Below are 25,016 nucleotides of genomic sequence, written 5' to 3' on the forward strand. Positions count from 1 at the left end.
TGAGTCGAAGGCATGAGCGAACAAAGCCGCTGGGGCTTGCACAGTCAAAGAAATTGGAGACGACTTGCGCCCTCTCGCGGCGATTTCCGATCGATTGTGGCGCTGGCGCCACAATTTTGGCGCTATTCAACCGTGGCCTCGAAGCACGCGCTTCGCGGATTCGTTCGAGCGCGCGTTCATGAACCAAAAAGGCGACTTGCTCGAGAAGAGAAAACGCCCCGTCCATCCACGGGCGGAGCGTTTGTCCATAAGGGCAAAAAACCGGCGCTTGCGATATGAAAAGCCCGGCCTTTTGGGCCGGGCTTCCAGGATGCGACTTAGTCGGTCGATCAGTATTTGGCGACCACCGGGGGCGCGCCCCAGTTGAAGTGATAGTTCAGGCCGGCGCGGACGATATTGCCGTTGAAGCGGGTGCGCGCCTCGTGGAAATTCGCGAACAACGGATTTGGAGAGCCGGGCACCACTTGCAGGGCGGGAGCGAGCACCCCTGCGCTATACGACACCGTGCCGAGATCATAGTAGAGATATTCGACCTTCGCCGACCAGTTCGGCCAGAACATCCACTCGACGCCGCCGCCAGCCGTCCAGCCGACGCGCGTATCGCTGAAGGAACCCGAGCCGAACGCCGGCCCTAGAAAGGGATTTGTGATAAACTGCGAGATCGAGGCCGAAGTGTTGACGCCGCCATAGGCGAGACCGCCCGTGCCATAGATGAGCAACGTGGGCGTGAACAGCCAGCCCAGACGGCCACGCACAGTGCCGAGATAGTCAAGGCTTTTAGAAACGGACACAGCGGAAGTGATCGTATTGCCGAATTGGTCCCCTAGGGCAGTCGCGAAGCCGCGCCGCGATGAACTGCCCGCTACGCCTTGGATGTCGGCTTCCACGCCGGCGACGAAGCTGTTGTAGAATTGCCAGTTGTAACCGATCTGGCCGCCACCGATGAAGCCGTCGGAATTGCCACGAAATGTGCCAGACGCGAGCAGCGCATAATTGGCGGCGAAAGCCGCCGCATTGCCCTGATTTGGATTGAACGCGCCAGAGAATGCGCCGAGCGTCACATTATTGCTATTCGACCAGGTATAGCCCGCGTTCAGACCGACGTAGAAGCCCGTCCACAGCGGCGGAGGCGGCGGGGGCGGCAAAGGCGCCTTGTAGTGCGGAAGATCGGCGGCCACAGCCGTCCCGGCCGTCAGCGCCAATGCCATGGCGGCGAAAATTGATTTCCTCATGACCTGCTCCTAAACGTCAAAATGGCATGCCTTGGGAAAAGTCCCCGTGAGTCGAAGGCATGATCGAACAAAGCCGTGGGGGCTTGCACAGTCAAAGAAATTGCAGACGGCTTAAGCTGTCTCGCGGCGTTTTCCGATCTACTGTGGCGCCAGCGCCACAATTATGGCGCAATCCGCCAAGGCTCTCACGCCGCTCGATGGGCGCCTGATCGCTTGAAGGCCTACCGCCCCTCATTGAGCTTCGTCGCAAACAGGGCGAGAGTCTTTGCGTAGACGCGCGCCTGATTCCATTCGAGGAAAACCGGAAAATTGGGCGCGCCTTCCTCCCAGCCGGCGCCCGCGCGCCAGCCCTTGCCTTTCAGGAAATTCGCCGTCGAAGCGAGCGCGTCGGCGGCGGAGCGGATGAGATCCCGTCTTCCGTCGCCGTCGAAATCGACGGCGTATTTGAGATAGGAGGACGGCATGAACTGCGTCTGGCCGATTTCGCCGGCCCAGTCGCCGCGCATCTGCGCCGCGGACATGTCGCCGCGCTCGACCATCCTCAACGCGTCCCTCAATTCATCGGTAAATTGCGCGGAGCGGCGACAGTCGTAGGCGAGCGTCGCAAGCGCCTGCATCGTCCTGAAACGGCCATTGTCGGCGCCAAAGCCCGTCTCCAGCCCCCAGATCGAGATGAGGACCGGGCCGGGCACGCCGTAGCGCTCCTCAATCCGACGCAATAAATCCGCATGGCTGTGCAGCAATGCGCGGCCGCGGCCTAAACGGGAAGGCGTGATCAACCGGGCGGAAAATTTCTCGACGCTCAGCCGGAAAACCCTTTGTCCCCTGTCCCGGGCGATCACCTTTTGGTCGTAGGAGACGCCCGCGAGCGCGGCGTCGAGCGTGCGCCGGGATATTCCTTCGGCCGCCGCCGCCTGCTTGAAATCCTCAAGCCAGGCGTCAAAACCCGCCACCGATGCGCCGCAGGGCGCGGCATGCGCGCAATATGTCCAGGCAAACAGAACCAGCGCCACGGCGACTGGAAGCCGGCGGATTGTCATTGAGCGTTCTCGAATAAGCCTTCGATCCGCGGGCAAGAGTAGAGCAGGACTGTTCGGAAAGAAAATCCGCGCCGCTTCGCGCGGCTGCGGCAATGATCGCTCGCTGCGCCCGTTCAGGCGATATTGTGAAGGCCGGCGTCGACATAGATCGTGTCGCCCGACATGCCAGAGGCGCCCGCGCCGACGAGAAAGGCGACGACCCGCCCCACTTCGGCGATATCGACGAGACGACGGCCCGGACTGCGCGCGACCGCCGCCGCGACCAGTTCGTCGAACTGATCGATTCCGCTCGCCGCCCGCGTTTTCAGCGGCCCCGGCGAAACGGCGAAGACGCGAATATTCTTTTCGCCGAGTTCGGCGGAGAGATAGCGCGTCGTCGCTTCAAGCGCCGCCTTCACGGGCCCCATGATATTGTAATGGTTGATCACTTTGTCGGCGCCGTAATAGCTCATCGTCAGCAGCGCGCCGCCTTCCGTCATCAACGGCTCGGCGAGGCGCGCCATCTCGATGAAGGAATAGCAGGAGACGCGCATCGCCTGCTGAAAGCCGGCGAGCGAACAGTCGACGACGCGGCCGTGCAAATCGTCATGCGGCGCGAAGGCGATGGAGTGGATGACAAAATCGAGCCGCCCCCATTGGGAAGCGATGCGCTCGAACACCGCTTCGAGCTGTCCGGGCCGTTCGACGTCGAGCGGCAGCAGCAGTTCGGCGTCGATCCGCTCGGCGAGCGGGCGCACGAAACGCTCCGCCTTTTCGTTGAGATAGGTCAGCGCGAGCTCGGCGCCGAAAGCGCGAAGCTTCGCCGCGCATCCGAAAGCGATGCTATGCTCATTGGCGACGCCGATGACGAGGCCGCGCTTGCCGCGCAGCATGTCGCCGATCCGGCTCTCGGGGTCCCAGACTTTCGGCAGGGGATCGGCCGGTCGCGCAAGGTCGAGCCTCGCCATGGTCTTTGACTCCTCCGTCGAGAGGCGGCCAATCGCCGAAAATGCGCAGGCGCCCCGCGACGATCAATCGTCGCAATCGCTAACCGCGCGCGATGACGGCCCAATGACCGCAGCGCATAGCGAACGACCGAGTTCAGGCGCGATAGCGAAGTTCCGACGCGCCGCGCAATTGCGCGGCGGCCGCCTCCGGCGTGATGTCGCGTTGCGGCGACCCCAGCAGTTCGAAGCCGACCATGAATTTGCGCACGCTCGCCGAACGCAGCAGCGGCGGATAGAAATGCACGTGGAAATGCCAATGCGGATGCCGCGCGCCGTCGCAGGGACGCTGATGGAAGCCCATCGAATAGGGAAAATCCGTTTCAAAGAGATTGTCGTATCGGATCGTCAGGCGCCGGAGAATATCGGCCAGCGCAAAAGATTCATCGGACGAGAGATCGTCGAAAGCGCCGATATGGCGGCGCGCCAGCAGCATCGTCTCGAAGGGCCAGATCGCCCAGAAGGGAACAAGCGCGACGAAATGCTCATTGGCGCAAACGATGCGCTCGCCGTGCCTTTCTTCGAGAGCGAGATAATCGCAGAGCAGGCAGGCGCCGTTCTTCGCCATATAGTCGCCCTGCCCCTTCGACTCCTTGACGATTTCATTCGGGACGCCGTGGGTCGCCCAAATCTGGCAATGTGGATGCGGATTGCTCGCGCCCATCGCTGCGCCGCGATTCTCGAAAATCTGCACGTAGTTGATAACCTTGAGCGCCGCGAGGCGGCGATGTTCGTCCCGCCAGGCCTCGACGACGCGGGCGATGTCCGGCGCTCGCATGCGCGACAGCGTCAGGTCATGGCGCTCCGAGAAGCACAGGACGCGGCATCGGCCCGGCTCCGCGCGGGCGACAAGGAGGCCGGCTTCATCGAAGCCATCCGTGGCGGCTTCGGCGGTCAGCGCGGGAAAATCATTGTCGAACGCGAAAACCCCGGCGTATTGCGGATTGCGCCGGCCGTTCGCCCTTTCGTTTCCGGGGCACAAATAGCAAGTCGGATCATAAGGAGCGCAGGGCGCTTCGCTTCGCGCCTCCTCCTGTCCGCGCCAGGGCCGGCTTGTCCGATGCGGCGAGACAAGCGTCCATTCGCCCGTCAGCGGATTGAGGCGGCGATGCGATATGTTGCGCAAGAAGGACATTGCTCAACTCGCCTTATGCGCCGACGGGACCGGCGCCCGGACCCGGCGCGCAGTCAAAGACCGGCGGCGTAACGCCCTTCGCCTGCCGATAGCGCTCCTGCACGCTCCCCGCAAAGGCCGCCGCATGATCGGCGTCGACGAGATTAATGGTGGAGCCGCCAAAGCCGCCGCCCATCATGCGCGCGCCATAGACGCCGGGGAGGCCTTGCGCGATGTCGACCAGGAGATCGAGTTCGGGGCAACTCACCTCATAATCGTCGCGCAGACTCGCATGCGACAAATCCATCATGCGGCCGCAGGTTGCGAGATCGCCCGATTCCAGCGCCGCCGCCGCGCGCAGGGTTCGCGCATTCTCGCTGACGACATGTCGCGCGCGGCGGAAAATGACCTCCGGCAAGTCCTCGGCATGGCGCATGAGGGCCTCGATCGAAACGTCGCGCAAGGCGCTTACGCCGTCGATTCCCGACGAGAGCAACGCGACGGCGCGTTCGCATTCGTCGCGGCGCTCATTGTATTCGTCAGCCACGAGTCTATGGCGGATCATGGTGTCGCAAACGACGAGCCGCGCGCTTGGATCGATGGCGACGGGTTTTGCTTCGAGGCTGCGGCAGTCGAGTAGCAGCGCGCTTCCGGCGACGGCGCAGCAGGAAATATATTGATCCATGATTCCGCAACGCATGCCGACGAATTCATTCTCCGCGCGCTGACAGATTTTGGCCAATTCGACTTTATCGACGCTCGCGCCGCTGACGGCGAGGAGCGCATAGCCGACGGCGACTTCGAAGGCCGCCGAAGCCGAAAGACCTGCGCCGAGCGGAAGATCGGCGTCGATCAAAAGATCGGCGCCGCTCAGCCGATGGCCGGCGCGCGCCAGAACAACCGCCACGCCGTGCGCATAATCGCTCCAGTCGCCGCGCGGAAGGGGTGCGGAATCGTCCAAATCGAATTCTGCGGTCTCATCCATGACGAGCGAGCGCAGCCGCAGCCGACGGTCGGCGCGGGGCGCGATCGCCACGAAAACGGCGAGATCGAGCGCCGCCGGCAATACGAAGCCGTCGTTATAATCCGTATGTTCGCCGATGAGGTTGACGCGCCCCGGGGCGCGGAAAAGGCGCGGCTCCTTCCCGAAGCATTGCCGGAAGCGCGCGGCAAGCTCCGTCGCAATGGTTAAGGACATTTTCCTCCCGGATCGTCATTTTACTGTCAAAGGCGAGCACCATCGATGCCTGACGCGACGGAGAAATGACAGTCAGCCCTATGAAATCTCAAACGCTCGGCGTCTGCTACTACCCCGAACATTGGCCTCCGTCGCGCTGGGCGGAAGACGCCGCGATGATGAAGGCGCTCGGCCTGACCTTCGTTCGCATCGGCGAATTCTCCTGGTCGCGTCTGGAGCCTGCGCCGGGCGTCTATGAATTCGACTGGCTTTTGCGCGCCATCGACGTTCTGCATGCGGCGGGGCTGAAGATCGTTCTGGGAACGCCGACGGCGACGCCGCCGAAATGGCTCGTCGACAAAATGCCCGACATGCTGGCGCTGGACGCGCAAGGGCGTCCGCGCGCATTCGGCTCGCGGCGGCATTATTGCTTCAGCCATGAAGGCTATGCGCGCGAATGCGATCGCATCGTCGAGCGGCTCGCCAAGGCTTTCGGAAGCCATCCTGCCGTCGCCGCATGGCAGACGGACAATGAATTTGGCTGCCACGACACAGTGGAAAGCTATTCCGACGCCGCGCGCGAAGCGTTCCGCAAATGGTGCGCGGCGAAATATGGCGCGGTCGACGCGCTGAACAAAGCCTGGGGCAATGTCTTCTGGTCGATGGAAGTGCAAAGTTTCGACGAGATCGAGCTTCCCAATCTGACCGTGACGGAGGCCAATCCGTCGCATCTTTTGGACTTCCAGAGATTTTCCTCGGATCAGGTCGCCGCCTTCAATCGGCGCCAGACCGAGATCATCCGACGCCATTCGCAGGGGCGCGATATTCTGCATAATTTCATGGGCGCTTTCTTCGCCTTCGATCATTACGCCTTGTCGAAAGACCTCGACGTCGCCGCCTGGGACAGCTACCCGCTGGGGTTTCTCGAGCGCTCGCCGAACGACGAGGCGTTCAAGCTGCGTTATATGCGGGTCGGCGACCCGGATTTTCAGGCCTTTCATCACGATCTCTACCGCGCCTGCGGAAACGGACGCTGGCAGGTGATGGAGCAGCAGCCCGGCGCGGTGAACTGGGCGCCCTGGAACCCCGCGCCGGCGAAAGGCGCCGTGCGTCTTTGGACCTTCGAAGCCTTCGCCGCCGGCGCCGAAACGGTGAGCTATTTTCGCTGGCGGCAGGCGCCTTTCGCGCAGGAGCAAATGCATGAGGGATTGCTCTTGCCCAACTCCGAACCAAATGCGGCCTATGACGAAGTCGCGCAAGTTTCGAAGGAGCTCGCGGCGCTGGGCGCGCGGGTCGAAACGGCGCGCGCGCCCATAGCGCTGATTTTCGACTATGAAAGCGCATGGGCCTGGCGCCTCGAGCCGCAAGGCGAGAACTTCTCCTATCCAGAACTTGTCTTTGCCTATTACCGGGCCTTGCGGCGCGCCGGCCTCTCCATCGACCTTGTTCCGCCGACCGCCGAGGCGATCGCCGATCGCAAGCTGATTTTGGCGCCTGCGCTTTTTGCGCCTTCGCGCGCATTCGTCGACGCGCTCGCGGCGAGCGGGGCGACGACGCTCATCGGGCCGCGCGCGGGATCGAAGACCGCGGATTTCCAGATAGCGCCCGATCTGCCCCCCGGCGTTCTCGGCGATCTTTTGGACATTCGCGTGCAGCGCGTCGAAAGCCTGCGTCCCGGCGCCGAAATCGCCATCGGCGACGATGGCGCCTTCGAGCGCTGGCGCGAATTTGTGCAAACAGGCGCGAATGCGAGCATCGAACTTTCGTCGATTGACGGCGCGGCGGCGTTGACGCGGCGCGGCGACGCCTTCTATCTCGCCGGCTGGCCCGACGAAGCCTTGTTGAAAAACGTGCTGCGCCGCGCATTGGCCGCCGCCGACATTCCCGTGCTCGATCTTCCTGAAGACATTCGCGTCCGCGACAATGGGACGATGCGTTACCTGTTCAATTACGGTCCCGATGCGACGGATATTTCCGCGCTCGTCGGCGATGCGAAGCTCTTGCTTGGCGACCGCCTGATCGAAGCTTGCGGGGTCGCCGCATTCAACGTCGCGCCGGGAAGTTAGCGGCGGCGAAGCGACGGGGTCACATAGGCGTCAATTTGAATCGCTATGGCTGCGAGCAAGGCGTGAGGAAGGCGCGGCGTGCCGGACGCGCTGCGCCCGTGCGGACACTGGCGATGACAAAGACAGATGCGATCCGCAACACCACATGGGACGAATTGGAGATTGGGGCGAGCGCGCGCATCGAGCGCACGTGTTGCGTCGATGATCTTCTTCTCTTCGCCCACGCTTCGGGCAATGTGAACCCGCTGATGCTTCCCGCGCATGACGGACATGACGCGCAGGATGCGATCGCGCCGTCGCTTTGGGTGGGATCGCTCGTCTCCGCCGTGCTTGGAAATCTTCTTCCCGGCGCCGGGACCTTATATCTCGCGCAGAATTTCCGCTTCGGCGCCCGCGTGCGTCCGGGCGATAAATTATCCGTCGAGATTCGCTGCGTCGAGAAACGCGAGAAGCCCGTGGCGATATTTACGGCGCGCGTGACGAAGGCCGACGGCGCGCTGGCGTGCGATGGAGTCGCGGAAGTCGCCGCGCCCGTCGAGACGATCCTGTCGCCGCGCGAAGAATTGCCGTCGATCATCGTCGATAGGCGCGATCATTTCGCGCGGCTCGTCGAACAGGCCGCCGCGCTTGGACCCCTCCCGACGGCGGTGGTCTGGCCGGACGACCGCAATTCCCTGATGGGCGCCCTGCTCTCGGCCGAACGCGGCCTGATCGAGCCTATTCTCATCGGCCCGCGCTCGAAAATCGTCGAACTCGCCGTTTCGGAGGGCCAGGCGCTCGACGAAAAATGGATCGTCGACGCGGCGGACAGACATGACGCCTGCCTGCGCGCCGTCGAATTGGCGCGTCAAGGCGCGGCGCGCGCGATCATGAAAGGCGACGTCCATTCCGACGAACTGCTCGGCGCGGTCGTCAAGAAGGAAGGCGGCCTGCGGACGAACCGCCGCATCAGCCATGTTTTCGCAATGGACGCGCCGACGCTCGATCGTCTGCTGTTCATCTCCGACGCCGCCGTGAATATCGCGCCCGATCTTTCGGTCAAGGTCGACATCGTTCAAAACGCCATCGACCTTGCGCGCGCCTGCGGCGTCGAAGCGCCGCGCGTCGGCGTCCTTTCGGCGGTCGAAACGGTGAATGTCGCCATTCCCTCGACGCTCGACGCGGCGATCCTGTCGAAAATGGCGGATCGCGGCCAGATCACGGGCGGCGCCGTCGACGGTCCGCTCGCGATGGACAACGCCGTGGACATCGACGCCGCGCGCACCAAGGGCATCAGCTCGCTCGTCGCCGGACGCGCGGACATATTGATCGCGCCCAATATCGAAGCGGGCAATATGCTCGCCAAGGAGCTGACATTCGTCGCGCGCGCCGAGGCGGCCGGCCTCGTGCTCGGCGCCAAGATTCCGATCATGCTGACGAGCCGCGCCGATAATGAGCGGGCGCGGCTGGCCTCGAGCGCGCTCGCGGCGCTTTACGATCACTGGCGACGCTTCGGCAAGACCGCGGCCGAACCGATCTCCTTGCGCGACGCAGCGGAGTGAGGACGGTCATGGGCGATCATGTGCTGACGCTCAATGCGGGCTCTTCGTCGATTAAATTCGCCCTCTTCGTCGTCGACGGCGAATGGCCGATGCAGATCGCGCATGGCGAGGCCGAAGGCCTTGGCGCTTCTCCTCGCTTTCACGCCCAATGCGTCGGCGGCGAGCGCCGCGACGAAGCGCTCGACGCCGCCGATCACGTCGGCGCGACCGAGGCCATCGTCGCCTGGATCAACGAGGCTTTCCCTCACGCCGCGATCGCCGCCGTCGGCCATCGCATCGTTCACGGCGGCGCGCGCTTCCTTGCGCCGGCGCTCATCGACGACGCGGTTCTCGCCTATCTTCGCACGCTCATTCCGCTCGCGCCGCTGCATCAGCCGCATAATCTCGGCGGCGTCGAGGCGGCGCAGGCGGCTTTTCCTGGCGTGCCGCAGGTCGCCTGTTTCGACACCGCCTTTCATCGCGGCCATACATTCGTCAACGACGCCTATGCGCTGCCGCGCGACTATTATCGGCGCGGCCTGCGCCGCTTCGGCTTTCACGGCCTGTCTTACGAATTCATCGCGCATCGCCTGCGCGAAATCGATCCGACCGCCGCCTGCGGCCGCGTCGTCGTCGCGCATCTGGGCAATGGCGCCTCGCTCTGCGCAATGCAGGACGGCCGTTCGGTGGCGACGACCATGGGCTTTTCGGCGCTCGAAGGCCTGCCCATGGGGACGCGCTGCGGCGCGATCGACCCCGGCCTGCTTCTTTATCTCCTCGAACATGAGAAAATGTCGGTCGCCGCTTTGACGCGGCTGCTTTACAGCGAATCCGGCCTTCTCGGGCTGTCAGAGCTGTCGCAGGACATGCGGGCGTTAGAGGCTTCCGACTCGCCGCAGGCGAAGGAGGCGATCGCCTATTTCGCGCATCGCGTCAAAATGGAGATCGCCGCGCTGGCGGCGACGATGAACGGCCTCGACGCCCTGGTCTTCACCGGCGGCATCGGCGAGCACTCCGCCCGCCTTCGCGCCGCGACGCTCGATGGTTTGGGCTGGCTCGGCGTGTCGCTTAACGCCGAGGCGAATGCGCGCGGCGACGCCCGCATTTCCGACTTTACGTCGCATGTTCCCGTCTATGTCTCGCCGACCGACGAGGAAGCGATGATCGCGCGCCATGCGATGGAGGCGACGGGGCTCGCCCGCGTCGCCGCGTGACATAACGGAGCTTTGACAGCCATGGAGCCGACTTTCAGTCTCGACGATCTGCCGCGCCGTTTCGCCGACGGCCAGGTCACGACCAGCGTGCAATCGCGGCAGCTCGCGACCGCCATCGGCCGGCATGCGCAAAGAATAGGAAACGCTCAGGCCGAACGCGCGCAGATCTTCTGGAAGGACTTTGCGGCGCTGCAGGAACGCTTCGCCGCCCCGAAAGGCGCCGGCTCGCTGAGCGACGAGGCGCTCGGCTACGCCAGAAACGCCGCCCGCCGCGCCATATTGACGCTCGATACGCTGCGCGAGCGCGCGGACAATGACGCCGCGCATGAGGCGGCCGGCTCGCCGCCGGTTCTCTCCTATCGCTCGGAAGTCGTTCTCGACGGGCGAAAACTTCCCCGCCCGGTCAATTATTTGCTCTTGAGAATCGTTCCGCCGGAAGGCGTCACGACCTTCGACTGGAAGCGGCCCTATCTGATCATCGACCCGCGCGCCGGCCATGGCGCGGGCATTGGCGGGTTCAAATCCGACAGCCAGGTGGGCGTCGCGCTGCACGACGGCCACCCCGTCTATTTCCTCGTCTTCCGGCCGCATCCCGAGCGGTGCCAGACGCTCGCCGACGTGATGCGCGCGGAAGCCGCCTTCGTGAAGGAAATCGGCCGCCGTCATCCGCAATCGCCCAAGCCCATCGTCGTCGGCAATTGCCAGGGCGGATGGGCGGCGATGGTGCTCGCCGCGGCCAATCCCGACATCACCGGCCCTCTCGTCGTCAATGGCGCGCCGCTCGCCTATTGGTCCGGACGGATCGGCGAAAATCCCATGCGCTACAATGGCGGAATGCTGGGCGGCCTCGCCGGCGTGCTGCTGCTCGCCGACCTCGGCCATGGCGAATTCGACGGCGCGCATCTCGTCTCCAATTTCGAGCTGCTCAATCCGAGCCGCAATCTCTTCGCGAAATATTACGACCTCTTTTCGGACGTCGATGGCGGCCGCGAAAGATTCCTCGAATTCGAACGCTGGTGGGGCGGCTTCCACTATATGAACGAAGCCGAGATACGCTGGATCGTCGAGCAGCTTTTCGTCGGCAACAAGCTTTCCCGCGGCGAAGCGCGGATCGAGCGCGGCAGGCGGCTCGATTTCAAAGCCATTCGTTCGCCGATCGTCGTCTTCGCGAGCTGGGGCGACAATATCACGCCGCCGCAGCAGGCGCTGAACTGGATTCCCGACACATACGCCGACGAGCATGAAATCAAGATATGCGGCCAGCGCATCATCTATATGATCCACGAGAAAGTCGGCCATCTCGGCATTTTCGTCTCTTCCTCGGTGGCGAAGAAGGAACATGCCGAAGTCACCTCGACGATGAAGACGATCGAAGCGCTCGCGCCCGGCCTCTATGAGATGAAGATCGAAGAGGAGTTCGGCGAGGGCGTGCACAAGCGTTTCCGCGTCAGCTTCGCCGAACGTCGCGTGTCGGATATATTGACAATCGACGAGGACGACCGCAGCGAGGAGACGGATTTCGCCGCCGTCGCGCGCCTTTCCGAATATAGCGCCGACGCCTACGATCTCTTCTTGCGCCCGCTCGTGCAGTCTCTCGTCACGACTCAATCGGCGCGCCTGAGCCGCGAACTGCATCCGGCGCGTCTGCAACGGCGCATTTTCTCGTCGAAGAATCCCGCGCTGCATTGGCTGCCGGAGGCGGTCGCGCAAGTTCGCGATCGAGAGGAGAAGCTTGCAAGCGACAATCCCTTCTTCATGGCCGAGCAATTATGGGCGCAAAGCGTCATGCAGGGCATGGATCTCTGGCGCGACATGCGCGACGCCTGTTTTGAAATCGCCTTCCTGTCGCTCTATGGCGGCCCGCTGATGCATTGGGTCGGCCGCTTCAACGACTTCCAGAGAACGCTGAAGAGCCCGGCCGAATTGCGCTTCCTGCCGGCGGCGCAGGCCGCGCTCCTCAACATCGGGCGCGGCGGCTTCCCGGAGGCGGTGATCCGCATGCTGCTGCTGCTCAGCGAAGCGCGCGGCTCGGTGCGGCGCGACCGGCTGGAGCGTTCGGCGCATATGCTGAATTGCGACGAGCCTTTCGCGTCGCTGGGCGCAGAGCGGCGCGCCGCCTTGATTCACGAACAATCGATCATCGTCGAATTCGAGCGGGACGGCGCGATCGAGACGCTGCCCTTGCTGCTGCCGAATTCCGAAGAAAGGACCAAGGCGGTCGGCGCGATCGAATTTGTCGCGGGCGCGATCGAGGAAATGGAGCCGCGCACGCTGCATATGCTCCAGCGCATCCGAAAGGCGCTTAATCTTCCCCCGATCGAAACCAATCTGACGCGCGCCGATCCGCTCGACGGCGCCGAAGAGGAAGAGGAGCAGGCGGCCTGACCGGCCCTTCGCGTCAAGAGCGCGCTGCGAAAAAGCGCAACGCGGTTTTTCGCGTAAAGCGCGCTCTAAATTTTTTGAATCGATCACGTTATCTGCATTTGGGCGATTCCGCCCAGATGCAGCGTGATCGAGCGTCTTAAAAGACGAGAATGGAGGCGATGTAAAAATAGGTCAGGAGCGAAAAGGCGTCCTGCACCACCGTCGCCACCGGACCAGATCCCAGCGCCGCGTCATAGCCCATTCGGGCGAAGATCCAGGGCATCAGAAAACCGAAGGCCGTGGCGATCGTGCTGGCGACCGCGAGCGAAATCGAGACCGTCGCGGCGAGGTCGGCGCTCGAAAAGAAATACCATACGACCGGAAAGGCAAGACAGCCAAGGATCGCGCCCAGCAAGGCGCCCGTCCCCAGCTCTCCGGCGAAGAGCGGCAGAAGCGCGGAGTCGGTCAAAGACAGTCCACGAACGACGACGACTTCCGACTGCGTGCCGACGGAGTCGGCGAGATAGACGATCGCCGGGATGAAAAAGGCGACGGCGATATGCGCGCTCAAAGCCTTTTCGAAACTCGACATCAGAGCCGTCGCCCCGGCGCTGCCGGCCATGCCGAAAAGAAGCCAGGGCAGCCGATACATGGCGCGTCGATGCGGCGGCGCGGTCAGCGCGTCCTTCGCGGCCTCCGACCTGCCGAGAATGCCCGCCATGTGATGCAGATCCTCAAGATGCTCGTCGCGCAGGATCGTCATCAGCGCCCGGGCCGGCACGGCGCCGAGAAACCTTCCGTCGTCGTCGCAGACCGCCAGCATGGAAAGTCCGGCGCGAATGGCGACGCTCGCCGCCTCCTCTCGATCGGCGCCGGGCGAAACGCTATAGATTTCGGCGTTCCGCGCGATCTGCCAAAGAGGCGTTTCTTCCGCGCCGCCGAGAAGGTCGCGGATGGCGACAATCCCCGCGAGACGGCCGTCCTCGGCGAGCACGAAGACATGCGACGCGTCGTCGAATTGCCGGCCGATGAGCCGGGCGCGCGCCTCGCCGACGGTCTCCCCCACGCCCGCAACGGGAACGGAAGCGACCAAATAATGCTCGATCGTCTGACCGCGCGACGACGCGGGCGGCTCATTGGCTTGCGCCGAAGGGCGGGACATTACAGTCATGGAAATTTTGGATATTTCCTCGAAGGGAGCTAGTTTACGGCGCGGCGCTCAGAATGGTCGGCGCAGCGGCGGTTCATATGATATGCAACACGATAGCCATGTGACGCGAAGGCGTCTTCACAATTGTTTTATTGAAGATGCGCCTGTCGTCATAAAAGTGAGACAATCTTGCTCGACAGGCGGCGCCAACGGGAACGCGTCGAGCGAAGGCGAGTCGGACCGGGAGTCGAAGCCATGAAGCCCTTGGGATTCGCATTGGGAGCCTTGACCGGCGCAGCTGCGACGCTGCTCCTCTCCCGTCAGGGAGCGCAACGCTTCCGGCCTGTCGCGAAAGCGGCGCTGAAAGCGGCGATGGTCGCCTATCACGAGGCGCGCGCGCAAGGCGCGGAATTGGCCGAAGCGGCCGAAGATCTCTTCGCCGAAGCGAAGGCCGACGCCGCCGCGGATATTTTCGCGGAGGCCGTAGCCGCCGCGGAGGCGCGCGCCAAAGCGACGGCGGAAGCGAAACCCAAGGCGGAGAGCGCGCCGCAGCCAAGCGAAGCCCCGGCGCCGCGCGCCGCAAGCGAAAGCGCCTGAGACGATGCGCGACGCCGCTCTGCCCCATGCGGAAATCGCCCATGCGATGCCCGGCCGCGCGCGACTGCGCATCGCCGACCGGCGCGGCGACGACGCCTTCTTCGCGTCGATCGCAAAAGGCCTCTCGACCATCGCCGGCGTGCGCGCCGTCGAGGTCACGCCGCTGACCGGCAGCGTGCTCATCCAGCACAATGGGCCGCTGGCGCGCATCGGCGTGGCGGCCGAAGAGGCGCGGCTGTTTGTCGTGGGCGGCGTCGCGCATGTCGCGCAGCCCGCGCCCGCGGTCGCCATCGATCCCAAAATGGTCGTTGCGCTCGGCCTTTGCGCCGCCGCGCTGTGGCAGTTTTCAAGAGAGCGCTTTTTGCCGCCGGCGCTCACGCTTTTGTGGTATGCGAGCCGCCTCGGCGGGGTCTGGTCGCACGACGGCCTCGCGGAAGACGAATAACGCCTATCCCTTAAGGGCGTCGGCGACGTCGAGCGCCTCCCAGGGCAGGTCGAGATCGTCGCGGCCGAAATGCCCGTAAGTGGCGAGCGGCAGATAGAAGCCGGCCGGCCGCGCCGCCGGCGCCTTCCGCAGACCGAAGCGATGCGCGATCGCGGCGGGCCGGAAATCCAGAAAATTCGCAAGACGCTTGGCGATAACGTCGTCGCCAGTCCGTCCCGTGCCGAACGTTTCGACCGAAAGGCTCAAGGGCTGCGCCTGTCCCGCGGCATAGGCGAGATGGACCTCGCAACGCGCCGCGAGACCCGCCGCGACGATATTCTTGGCGGCGTGGCGCGCGGCATAGGCTCCCGCGCGTTCGATGCGCGAAGGGTCCTTCCCCGATAACGCCGAGCCGCTCTGGCGCGCGATTTCGCCATAGGAGTCGATGCCGTTCTTGCGGCCCGTCAGGCCCGCATGACGCGCCGGGCCGCCGATGTCGAAGGGGACGCCGGCGTTGATGCGAACATCGGTTCGCGCGTCGGGCGCAATGTCGCCGTGGCTCAGCGCTTCCAACGCGCGCGCGCGCAGCCGCTCGTTTGCGTCGGCGTCCGGCGCGGCGCCGTCGAAGGCGACGGTGAGCGAAACGCCATGAATGCGCGCCGGCTGGCCGCCACGATATTCCACCGACACTTGCGTCTTGGCGTCCGGCGAGAGAGCGGCAAAGCCGTCGCGCCGCGCGGCGTCGAGCGCGCGCGCGAGCCTGTGCGCGAGACTGATCGGCGCCGGCATGAATTCGGCCGTGTCGCGACAAGCGTAGCCGAAGACATTCGCCTGCTCATGCGCGACGCGCCGGGCGAAGGCGTCATCATCGGGCGCGGCCAGCGGCGGCTCGCGCGCCGCAAGCGGCAGTTCGACGAGACTCGTCAGGATCGAACAATTGCGCGCGTCGAATGTCCCGGCGGAATAGCCGGCGTCCTCTATGACTTTGCGCGCCAGCCCCGGCAGATCGACGACCGCGTCGGCGGCGTAGCGGGCGGCGAGAAAAACGACGCCCGTCGCGAGCGCGCATTCGATGACGGCGCGAGCGCTTTCGTCTTCGCGCAGCAGCGCATCGATCGCCGCGTCGCTGATCTGATCGCAAAGCTTGTCGGGATGGCCGGGCGTGACCGATTCCGACGTGAAGATCATGTCAGGCGACATGGCGTGCTTCCTTGACGCGCGGCGCCTCGCGATCGGCAAGCCTGCCGATCAGATCATTGGCGATCGAACTGCCGAATGCAATGGCCGCGATACGCGACAAATCTCCCAATCCAAGCGGCGTCAATCCGAGAAACCGGCGCGTTAGGGGAAGGAACTGCGCGACTGCCTGCAGAAGGATCGCTCCTCCCACGCCGCCATAGAGCATCCGATTGAGGGGACGGCCGATCTCCGCGGTGACGCCGCCCGTTTCGGAACGGCAGGAAAGGCTGTGGAGCAACTGGCTCAGGGTGAGCCCATGGAAAGTGACGGTGCTGGCGCGCGCGGCGCCCGCCGCCCCGCCCGCGCTGAAATAGCCGGCGAGCGCCGCGACGCCCATCACCGAGCCTTCCCGAAGGACCCGCCGAAAATCCGCCGGGCCGAGGATCGGCGCCTGCGGATCGTGCGGGGGCTTGTCGAGCACATCGGGCTCGGGCGGCTCGAGGCCCAGCGCGATCGCCGGCAAGGCGTCGGTCGCGAGATTGAGCCAGAGCAATTGCATCGGCGTCAGCGGCTCGCCGCCCTGGATCAAGGCGGCGCCGAGCATGGCGAAGGTTTCCGAAGCGTTGGTCGACACGAGATAGCGCAGAACCTTACGGATATTGGCGTAGGTGGCGCGGCCGAGACGTATGGCTTCGACGACGCCGTCCATGTCGTCGCTCGCGAGCACGATGTCGGCGACCTGGCGCGTGACGTCGGCGCCCGCGCCGCCCATCGCTATTCCGACATCGGCGGCGCGCAAAGCCGGCCCGTCGTTGACGCCGTCGCCGGTCATCGCGACGATACGGCCATGCGCCTGCAGCGCCTTGACGATGTTGAGCTTGTCGACGGGGCTGACGCGCGCGAAGACATGCGGCTGCGCGGCGAGCGCCTCCAGCACCTCCGGCTGCATTTTGGCGATTTCGCCCGCTTCGAGCACGCGCAATTCGCCGCCGTCGTTGAGATCGAGATGGCGCGCTATGGCGAAAGCGGTCGCGCTTTGATCGCCGGTGATCATCACCGTGCGCACGCCGGCGCGATGCAATTGCCGCAAGGCGGGGCCGACGCTGGCGCGGATCGGATTGGCCATGCCCGCGAGGCCGAGCCAAACGAGATCGCGCTCGTCCCGCGGATCGCCGCCGGCGTCGCCGACAGCGACGCCGAGCACGCGCAGCGCGTCTCCCGCCATGCGCTCATTGGCCTTGAGAATCGCCGCGCGCATGGCGCCGTCGAGCGGCGCGTCGCCGCTGGCGAGCCGGCGCGTCGCGCATCGCGCGAGCACTTCAACGGGATCGCCCTTCACGCAGAGCAGGCGCGCGCCATCCGCCCTTTCATGCAGCACGCTCATGCGCTTGCGCCCGTCGCCGCGCCCCGCGCTCGCGAGGACGCGCGCGGATTGGCGCAAGTCGAGAGGATCGACGCCGAGCGCGACGCCCGCTTCGATCAGCGCGGTCTCTGTCGGCGTGCCGTCGATCTCGAAGCCTTGCGCGCTTCGCCTCACGGCGGCGTCGCTGCAGAGCGTCGCGATCTCGAACAGGCGACGGGCGAGGACGCGCCTTTCTTCGTCCGCGTCGGCGCCTTCTTCAAGCAGGCGCCCCTGATGCAACGCCAAGGCGCGATCATCGGCATGTACCGCGACCGCCGCCATGTGGTTTTCGGTGAGCGTGCCCGTCTTGTCGAGGCCGACGACTTCGACCGCGCCGAGCGTTTCGACGGCGTCGATCTTGCGCACCAGCACCTCGCGCTTGCGCATGTCTTGCACGCCGAAGGCGAGCGTCGTCGTCGCGACGGCGGGCAACCCCTCGGGAATGGCGGCGACGGCGAGCGAGACGGCGCTGCGCAGCGTCGCGATCAGCCCGTGGCCGCGCAACAGGCCGATTCCGAAGACGCAGGCGCAAATGAGGCCATTGACGATGACGAGTTCACGGCCGACGTCGCCGAGCTCGCGTTCGATTGGAGTCTCGGGCGGCCGCACCGTTCCCAGCAGCTCCTGGACGCGGCCGATCTCCGTGCCGACGCCGATCGCGGTGACGATCGCAGCCCCGGAGCCGCCCGTCACCGCCGTTCCGCGAAACACCATATTGCGGCGATCCGGCACGCCGGTTTCCGGCGGCAAGAGAATCTGCGCGTCCTTTTGCGCCGGCTGAACCTCGCCGGTCAAAGGCGATTCATTCACTGAGAGATCGTCGCTCGCGATAAGGCGCGCATCGGCCGGAACGAGCGCGCCGCGCTCGATCACCAGAAGATCGCCCGGCATGATTTCCGACGCGTCGATGGTCTGCCGCGCGCCGTCGCGGATCACGGTCGTCGGCGGCAAGTCATCGGCGGCGAGGCTGAGGATGGCGCGATCGGCCTGGCGCTCGGTCGCCGTCGCGATGCTGGCGTTAAGGAGCACAACCGCGGCGATCATCGCGGCGTCGGCGAGGCCGCCTGTCGCGACCGACAGGGCCGCCGAAGCGGCGAGCAAGGCGATCGGCAGACTCGTCATCTGCTCGGCGAAGATACGCGCGGCCGAACGCGGTTCGGCCCGGCGCAATTCATTGCGGCCCCATTTCGCCGCGCGCGCCGACGCCTCCTCGGCGGCGAGGCCGTTGACGAGATGCGTTCGCAACCGCTCCGCGAGGGCGCCGATGGTTTCGGCGTGAAAAGGACCATCGCTCGCCTCGGCGCGCGGGTCTTCATCCGTTTGGGGCGCCGCCTCGCCCCTCGCGGCGGCGTCGAGCGCATCCATCAAGCGCTCGATCGTCATGGGCGCGCGAAAGAGCACGAGCGTCGAACCCGTCGTTTCGCTCGATTTTACCTTGATGACGCCGGGAAGCCGGCCGAGAGTCGCCTCAACGGCGCGCGCGAGCCGCGTGCGGCCGCGCAGGCCCGCATGACGCATGCGCACGCGGCCTGGACAGGCGTCATGAAGAATTTCCGCCCCGGGATAGGAGCGCGTCTCCAAGCCAAAAAGCCGCCCGTCGCCCGGCGGTTCTTCTGCATTGGTTTCGGCGAGGATCATCAGCGACATCGTATGGTCGCGCATCGAAGCCGGTTTTTTGCGACCATTCGATGACACCTTAGGCAGGCTACGGGAGTCGCGATCGTCTTTCGCGCCAGAAAGCGCGGCTTCTATTCTGTCGCGTCTTTCCCGGGGCAAACGGAATCGAAAATCGCGGCCGCTCATTTCTTGAGTCGAGGCGCGATCCTAAAGCTCCCGACGATAGCCGCGCGACCAATGTCCGTAGCACGAAGCGCCGCGCAACTCACATGAAATTCCATTGCAAACGGAACCATAGCGAATGTGAGACGTTCACTGAGACGGACCATCGGCCCTCGTCGTATTGCGGCGCGACGAATTTATAAATTTACATGAATCTTTGCAAATTTGCGGTCGCGTGAAATTTCGGCAGGGCGGAGAGATGATTTCAGCAAAAATGCGCCGCGCGACAAGCGTCGTCGACAACGCTATCGAATGGGCGCGCGCCTTGACGGCGAAGACTGCCCGCGCCCAATCCGCGCCGACGACGAGGATCGATCATGGCCATAAGCGGAGCAAGGCGGCGCGGCGCGATTGCGATAGCCGCGACCTGGGCCGGCGGCCTATTCCCCTCGCCTGGATCGACGCGCTGAAACAGCGCGAGGGCCAGCTTTTCTTCGCCCACGATCTGCAGCGATACGGTTATCTTCGAGACGATGATGCGCGCATATTCATGAGGAGGACGACATGAAGACAAGATGGCGCGCGCCCTTCGCGGCCCTTACGTTGCTGACGATTCCGGCGACGACTGGGCGACAAGCGGCCTTTGCAGCCGAACAGGGCGGCGGCGCGGCGGCGCTGACGAAATTCGAGAAAGCGCCGCAGGGCGAGGCCGATGACATCGCGCAAATTATCGACCTCACCACGCAATTGCTCCAGATGCGCTATCCCGAGGGCATGGCGCGGCGCGGGGTGCATCCCAAAGATCATGGCTGCGTGAAGGCGACCTTCACCGTCAATCCCGACCTTCCGGAAAATTACCGCGTCGGCGTCTTCGCGACGCCGGGAAAACAGTATCTCGCCTGGATACGTTTCTCCAACGCAACGCCGGTCCTTGCGGCTGATCTCGGCAAGGGCGGCCCCGACAGTCGCGGCATGGCGATCAAGCTGATGGGCGTCGAAGGGGAGACGCTGCTCGACGAGCCCGGCGGAAAGACGCAGGATTTTCTGCTCATCAATCTTCCCGCTTTCGCCTTTCCCAATGTGTCGGAATATCTGGCCGTCACGAAAATCCAGGTCGCCAATCACGACGACATCTCGCCTTTCTTCGCGCCGCCGATCTCGCCGGAGAGGAAAAAGACGCTCGCCGTCGTCAAGAAGATCAAGGAGACCAGTCTCGGCAATCCGCTCGAGAGCCCTTATTTCTCCGCGGCGCCTTTCCTTTTTGGACAAGACAAGGTTGCAAAATTCAGCGTCGCGCCGCTAAGCAAGGATAAGACCCCGGTCCCGGAACATCCGGGCGCGAATTATCTGCGCGAGGCGATGAAGAAAAGCCTCGATTTTGCGACCGGCGCCCCTGCGGCGTTCGATTTTCGCGTGCAATTGCGGAACGACGACTCTTTGCCAATCGAGGACGCGACCGCCGAATGGTCAGAAACGAGCGCGCCGCCGCAAAATGTCGCGAGGATCGACATCGCCAGACAAGACTTCGATAATCCCTTGCAGGCGACGGAATGCGAACATATGGCTTTCACGCCCTGGCATGGATTGAAAGTCCATCAGCCGCTCGGCGGCATTAATCGCCTGCGTCTTGGAGTCTATATGGCGTCGTCCAGATTCCGCTCGCAGCCCAAGGAGCCGACAGGATTCCCCAAATGGCCATGGTGAACCGTTTCGCACGCGCGCTGAGGCGCGCGTCGCTTGTCTCCTGCTTGGCGCTTGTCGCGCATGCGAATCCACTGCTTGCGGCGGAAGAGGCGCAGCCGTCCGCCCTCGCCTGGCGCGCGGAGCAGGCGAAGCGCAACGCCGCGCTCGACGCCTATATCAGCCGAAAGCCGATCGCCTATCGCTGGTTCGCCGATTTCCCCTTCGGCCTCTCGTCCGGCGCGCCATATATCGTGCTGAAGCTCCTGCCGAAGCTTGCGCCCGAGGAATGGGGAAGCGAAAAGAATTTTCTCGACGTCGCCGGGCTCTTCATCGACGAACGCGATCCCACCTATCCGATCGCGCGCGGCTTCGGCTTTACCGGGCTCGCGCGCAACGATCCCGCTGGGGCGGTCGATTACGCGGCGTTGAGCTGCGGCTCCTGCCATATCGGCCGCGTGCGCCTCGACGACGGCAGCCTTCACTATCTCGACGGCGGCGTGAACGCGCAATTCAATCTCGTGCAATATCGCGTTCGGGTCGTCAATACGATCAACAAAATAACCGCCGGCGCGACGACGCCGCAGGAAAAGGCCGAACGCGCGACGGAGGCGATCCTCGCCGCGCTCGACAAGGTCCACGCCGAGAACAAGAATTATTTCTACAATAACTACCTTTTCGCCGGACGCAGATTCGACGCGGCTTACGAAGAGCGCCAGATCGAGCTCTTCAAGCAGGACGCAACCGCCATCGTCGGCAAATTCCTCGCGCGCGCCGGGCTTGAATTCACGTCGCTCCTCGATCTCATCGACAAAAACTACAAAGGTTTCGAAGCGGAGATGAAGCGCGGCTTCGGCGGCATGGCGGACGCCACCGGCGTCAGCACGTCGATGGCTTACGCCGCCGCAGAGGCGCGCGGCGAAAATCCCGATCCGAAGACAAGCCTGCCGCCGACGCCCGGCATCACCGATTTCATGGCTGTGTGGGAGCAGGGAAAGCGCCTTGTGCATTGGTCGAAGGACCATAAGGAGCTCATAGACGGCGGCGGGCAATGGAACGGCAATATTCCGATCCCGATCTTCCGCAATCTCGCGGCGGAACTGACGCTGGGCCTCGGCCCGGACACGGACATTCGCATCGCCGCCTTCGCCGAGGATTTGCTGCGCGACCTGCCCGCCCCCGTCTATCCTTTCCCGGTCGATCTCGCGCTCGCCAAAAAGGGCGAGGCGCTGTTCGAAGAAAACTGCGCCGTCTGCCACCGGCCGCATAATGGCAAGGTCTACGACCTTGGCACGGATCTCGGCAGAGCGCGCGTCGTCTCCGAAGCGATCGCCAAGGGCGCGAGAGAGAGTTTCATCGCCATCTGCCCGGCGACGAAAGTCGTCGAGATGCCGCCAACAGGCGAACGGATCGCCCCTTGCGCGCGCTTCGACGGCCTGTCGCTCGCGAACCGAAGCGATTTCGCGATGGCCGATCCGAAGACGCATGACGGCTATAATGCGCTTCCGCTCGGCGGCGTCTGGGCGCAGGCGCCCTATCTGCACAATGGCGCCGTGCCCACGCTCTATCATCTTCTCGTCCCGCGCGAGCGTCCGGCGGCCTTCATGAGGGGCCGGCTCGACTATGACAAGAAGTTCGTCGGCTTCTCATGGGAGGTCCCGCGCATCCTGATGCGCGACGAAGGCTATCGTTTCGATACGCAGGCCTTTGGCGCGCTCTCCAACAAGGGGCACGACAAGGACGTCGTCGAGGACGGCAAGACCTTGAAGCTCGACTGGTCGGACGATGTCGCCGGCGCAATGGCGCTCGTCGAATATTTAAAGACGAAGTGAGAGTCAAAAGCCAAGCGAGCGCCGTCGTAAGGCAGAATCGTCTGAATGGAACCGCATCGCGCTTCGGCCAATGCGATGCCCGCTTTCCCGCCTTCGTCCGCCGCGCCCCGGCGACGATGCGGATGCGTTGGCGTCGCAGGAGCCAATATGGACAAGATCGATTTCAAGAAGAAGCTTTCAACGCTCTACAGCGCGCCGACCGGCGATTTTGCGACCGTCGATGCGCCGATCCTGCAGTTCGTTAAGATTGACGGGACGGGGGATCCAAATCGCGATCCAGCCTACAAGCGCGCCATCGAATGGCTGTACGCCATCAGCTACGCGATCAAATTCGCCGCCAAGACCCAATTGCAGAAAGACTATATCGTCCCTCCTCTCGAAGGGCTTTGGCGGGCCGACGATCCGGACGATTTCGTTAAGCGCCGGAAACATCTGTGGCGATGGACGATGATGATCATGGCGCCGGACTTCGTCGACCGATCCTTATACGAGGCCGCCCTGTCGAAATCGCGCGGCAAACTGGGCGAACCGCCGCCATCGCTGCGCCTTGAGCCGTTGAACGAAGGGCAATGCCTGCAGACGCTGCACATCGGCGGCTACGACGACGAAGGCCCGACGCTCGCCAAGCTTCACAACGAGATCATGCCCGCCAAGGGCCTCACCTTCGCTGGGCCACATCACGAAATCTACCTGAGCGACGCGCGCAAGACGCCGCCGGAAAAGCTCAGGACGATCCTGCGGCAGCCAGTCAAGAGCGCCGGCTAGACGAAGATCATTTCACGCTCTTGACCGAAGCGCATCGGCTTACGCAAGCACGCTGTCGCGCCCGATCACGCCCGAGCCGGCTCCTTCACCGACACAGTGCTGTTTGCGCCTATAAGATCGAGATCGAGCGTCACGCGGCGCGCAATCAATCGAGGGGCGCGCATCCGGCCTGCGCCTTTTTCGAAAGAGACGATGCCCGCTTCCTGAAGCCGTTTGAGCGTCCGCGATAAATTCGATTCCTTACGGTTGACCATATGCGCCAGCTCTCGCACCGAACTCACATTCCCTTTTCCAATCACCTGGAGCAGCGCAAGGTTCTCGGCGGACAAGAGTTTCACCATCGCCTCCGCGGACACTTTGGTCCCCAAGCACTTCTCGGCGGTCGCTTCGGAGTCGAACCATTTTTTCGTAGACTCGCCAGCCTTCGCCGGCTCGGCTACGACCTTCTTGGTCCATTGCATGAATTCGCCGATCGAGCCCGTCTTATAGGTCATTGGGTATTTTCCTTTCCGCCATCTCCCGTTTCACCTCTTTCCAGAAGTCCTCGAGGAGTTGGGCTGCAGTCGTAAACGCATAGGGGCGACCAGGGTCGCCTGACCTGCAATGCCAATGGTCATAGGCGCGCGGAGCCTTCACATATTTGCCGCCCGGCCGCTCAACCGCATTGGCGTTATCGAAACGCACATAGGGCTCTCCATCCAATGGCCGGAACACGAAGGAATAGCTCAGGCCATGCGGCCGTTCCTTCGTCGCCTCGGTTCGTCGCGCCATGAACTCGACCACATAGCCTTCGGCGGCTTCGAAACGCGCGCCGTCCAGAGACAGCAGCGCCTCGATCTCAAATTCATCAAGCACGAATATATCCTATCTTCATATAATAAACTACTCTCCGGCCATTCAGCTAATAAAAGAACGCGAGCAAGACATTCAAACCGAGCGCGGCTCGACTGTCCTGGCCAGCTTGACTCTCCCACAGAGCGAGTCATTATGAGAACATAATAGGAACACATGCGATGAACAATCCGCTGGCGTCGCTGCGGAAAAGCTTGGCTTGCGCCCATTCGGCCGGCCCTTCGGAGACGATCGCGCTCGGTTCTCCCGATCTCGATCGGCCCCTTGGCGGCGGCCTTCTCCGCGCGGCGCTGCATGAGGCCTATGCCGAGACCGGCGCCGACGCCGCGGCGGCGACGGGCTTCGCCCTGGCGCTCGCCCGCCGCGCCATGGCGGGAAGCGGCAAGCCGCTGCTCTGGGCGCGCGAGGAGGCGCTCCTTGCCGAGGCCGGCGCGCCCTATCCGCCCGGACTCGCCGACATCGGCCTCGACCCCGCCGCCGTCGCCTTCATTCGCGCCCGCGACGCCAAGGAGGCGCTGCAGGCGGGCGCGGAGGCCGGACGCTGCGCAACTGTGGGCGCGACGCTCATCGAAATCTTCGGCGAAGCGCGCGCCTATGATCTCACGGCGAGCAGGCGCCTCTCCCTGGCGGCGGCGGACGCCGGCGC

General features: G+C 64.1%; 19 protein-coding genes and 1 pseudogene. 10 read left to right on the plus strand and 10 right to left on the minus strand.

Annotated elements, in window-relative coordinates; all coding sequences use genetic code 11:
* Window positions 1–329: 329 nt before the first annotated feature.
* The 5 genes from V3H18_RS04870 to galK form a co-directional block, all read right to left on the minus strand.
* Complete coding sequence (locus tag V3H18_RS04870) at window positions 330–1,232, minus strand: outer membrane protein (RefSeq protein ID WP_332080801.1); 903 nt, start codon at window positions 1,230–1,232, stop codon at window positions 330–332.
* A gap of 221 nt (window positions 1,233–1,453) precedes the next feature.
* Entirely contained in the window at window positions 1,454–2,272 is an 819-nt protein-coding gene (locus V3H18_RS04875; protein WP_332080802.1) for a lytic murein transglycosylase, read from the minus strand.
* 113 nt (window positions 2,273–2,385) lie between these two features.
* Entirely contained in the window at window positions 2,386–3,219 is an 834-nt protein-coding gene (fabI, locus tag V3H18_RS04880; protein WP_332080803.1) for an enoyl-ACP reductase FabI, read from the minus strand.
* A gap of 133 nt (window positions 3,220–3,352) precedes the next feature.
* Window positions 3,353–4,390, minus strand: coding sequence for a UDP-glucose--hexose-1-phosphate uridylyltransferase (locus tag V3H18_RS04885; RefSeq protein WP_332080804.1), 1,038 nt, complete (start codon window positions 4,388–4,390; stop codon window positions 3,353–3,355).
* A gap of 13 nt (window positions 4,391–4,403) precedes the next feature.
* A complete protein-coding gene (gene galK / locus V3H18_RS04890; RefSeq protein WP_332080805.1) occupies window positions 4,404–5,567 on the minus strand; it encodes a galactokinase in 1,164 nt (387 codons plus the stop codon).
* Between the two features lie 80 nt (window positions 5,568–5,647).
* Here galK and V3H18_RS04895 point away from each other — a divergent pair, with 80 nt between their 5' ends.
* The 4 genes from V3H18_RS04895 (at window position 5,648) to V3H18_RS04910 (ending at window position 12,731) form a co-directional block, all read left to right on the plus strand.
* Entirely contained in the window at window positions 5,648–7,612 is a 1,965-nt protein-coding gene (locus V3H18_RS04895) for a beta-galactosidase (RefSeq protein WP_332080806.1), read from the plus strand.
* A 113-nt stretch (window positions 7,613–7,725) separates the two neighbouring features.
* A complete protein-coding gene (locus V3H18_RS04900) occupies window positions 7,726–9,153 on the plus strand; it encodes a bifunctional enoyl-CoA hydratase/phosphate acetyltransferase (RefSeq protein ID WP_332080807.1) in 1,428 nt (475 codons plus the stop codon).
* Between the two features lie 8 nt (window positions 9,154–9,161).
* A complete protein-coding gene (locus V3H18_RS04905; RefSeq protein ID WP_332080808.1) occupies window positions 9,162–10,346 on the plus strand; it encodes an acetate/propionate family kinase in 1,185 nt (394 codons plus the stop codon).
* A 21-nt stretch (window positions 10,347–10,367) separates the two neighbouring features.
* Window positions 10,368–12,731, plus strand: a complete 2,364-nt coding sequence (locus V3H18_RS04910; RefSeq protein WP_332080809.1) for a DUF3141 domain-containing protein — start codon at window positions 10,368–10,370, stop codon at window positions 12,729–12,731.
* A 136-nt stretch (window positions 12,732–12,867) separates the two neighbouring features.
* Here V3H18_RS04910 and V3H18_RS04915 read toward each other — a convergent pair whose 3' ends face one another.
* Window positions 12,868–13,881, minus strand: a complete 1,014-nt coding sequence (locus V3H18_RS04915; protein WP_332080810.1) for a magnesium transporter — start codon at window positions 13,879–13,881, stop codon at window positions 12,868–12,870.
* 234 nt (window positions 13,882–14,115) lie between these two features.
* Between V3H18_RS04915 and V3H18_RS04920 the strand changes: the two genes are divergently transcribed.
* Window positions 14,116–14,457, plus strand: coding sequence for a DUF5132 domain-containing protein (locus tag V3H18_RS04920; protein WP_332080811.1), 342 nt, complete (start codon window positions 14,116–14,118; stop codon window positions 14,455–14,457).
* Window positions 14,458–14,461: 4 nt separating this feature from the next.
* Entirely contained in the window at window positions 14,462–14,902 is a 441-nt protein-coding gene (locus V3H18_RS04925) for an HMA2 domain-containing protein (protein WP_332080812.1), read from the plus strand.
* Window positions 14,903–14,905: 3 nt separating this feature from the next.
* Here the strand turns inward: V3H18_RS04925 and metK are convergent, their stop codons facing one another.
* Both metK and V3H18_RS04935 read right to left on the minus strand, forming a co-directional pair.
* Window positions 14,906–16,081, minus strand: coding sequence for a methionine adenosyltransferase (metK, locus tag V3H18_RS04930; protein WP_332080813.1), 1,176 nt, complete (start codon window positions 16,079–16,081; stop codon window positions 14,906–14,908).
* Window positions 16,071–19,124 carry a cation-translocating P-type ATPase gene (locus V3H18_RS04935; RefSeq protein WP_332080814.1) on the minus strand — a complete coding sequence of 1,018 codons (3,054 nt, stop codon included), beginning with the start codon at window positions 19,122–19,124 and terminating at the stop codon, window positions 16,071–16,073. The genes metK and V3H18_RS04935 overlap by 11 nt, the downstream gene beginning before the upstream one ends.
* Before the next feature lie 681 nt (window positions 19,125–19,805).
* Here V3H18_RS04935 and V3H18_RS04940 point away from each other — a divergent pair.
* The 3 genes from V3H18_RS04940 to V3H18_RS04950 all read left to right on the plus strand — a co-directional run bounded on the left by V3H18_RS04940 (window position 19,806) and on the right by V3H18_RS04950 (window position 23,518).
* Window positions 19,806–20,945 (plus strand): catalase family protein, encoded by a 1,140-nt coding sequence (locus tag V3H18_RS04940; protein ID WP_332080815.1) that lies wholly within the window; start codon window positions 19,806–19,808, stop codon window positions 20,943–20,945.
* Window positions 20,933–22,753, plus strand: a complete 1,821-nt coding sequence (locus tag V3H18_RS04945) for a c-type cytochrome (protein WP_332080817.1) — start codon at window positions 20,933–20,935, stop codon at window positions 22,751–22,753. The genes V3H18_RS04940 and V3H18_RS04945 overlap by 13 nt, the downstream gene beginning before the upstream one ends.
* 147 nt (window positions 22,754–22,900) lie before the next feature.
* Window positions 22,901–23,518 carry a GyrI-like domain-containing protein gene (locus tag V3H18_RS04950; RefSeq protein ID WP_332080819.1) on the plus strand — a complete coding sequence of 206 codons (618 nt, stop codon included), beginning with the start codon at window positions 22,901–22,903 and terminating at the stop codon, window positions 23,516–23,518.
* A 65-nt stretch (window positions 23,519–23,583) separates the two neighbouring features.
* On the opposite strand, the gene V3H18_RS04955 is transcribed toward V3H18_RS04950, so the two are convergent.
* Both V3H18_RS04955 and V3H18_RS04960 read right to left on the minus strand, forming a co-directional pair.
* On the minus strand, window positions 23,584–23,979 hold the full coding sequence (locus tag V3H18_RS04955; protein ID WP_332080821.1) for an HVO_A0114 family putative DNA-binding protein: 396 nt from the start codon (window positions 23,977–23,979) through the stop codon (window positions 23,584–23,586).
* Between the two features lie 22 nt (window positions 23,980–24,001).
* Window positions 24,002–24,373 (minus strand): toxin-antitoxin system TumE family protein, encoded by a 372-nt coding sequence (locus tag V3H18_RS04960; RefSeq protein ID WP_332080822.1) that lies wholly within the window; start codon window positions 24,371–24,373, stop codon window positions 24,002–24,004.
* Between the two features lie 158 nt (window positions 24,374–24,531).
* Between V3H18_RS04960 and V3H18_RS04965 the strand changes: the two are divergent.
* Window positions 24,532–25,016, plus strand: a pseudogene (locus V3H18_RS04965) (hypothetical protein); the annotation flags it as partial.

Origin of the sequence: Methylocystis borbori (assembly GCF_036576025.1) — a bacterium.
GTDB classification, from domain to species: domain Bacteria; phylum Pseudomonadota; class Alphaproteobacteria; order Rhizobiales; family Beijerinckiaceae; genus Methylocystis; species Methylocystis borbori.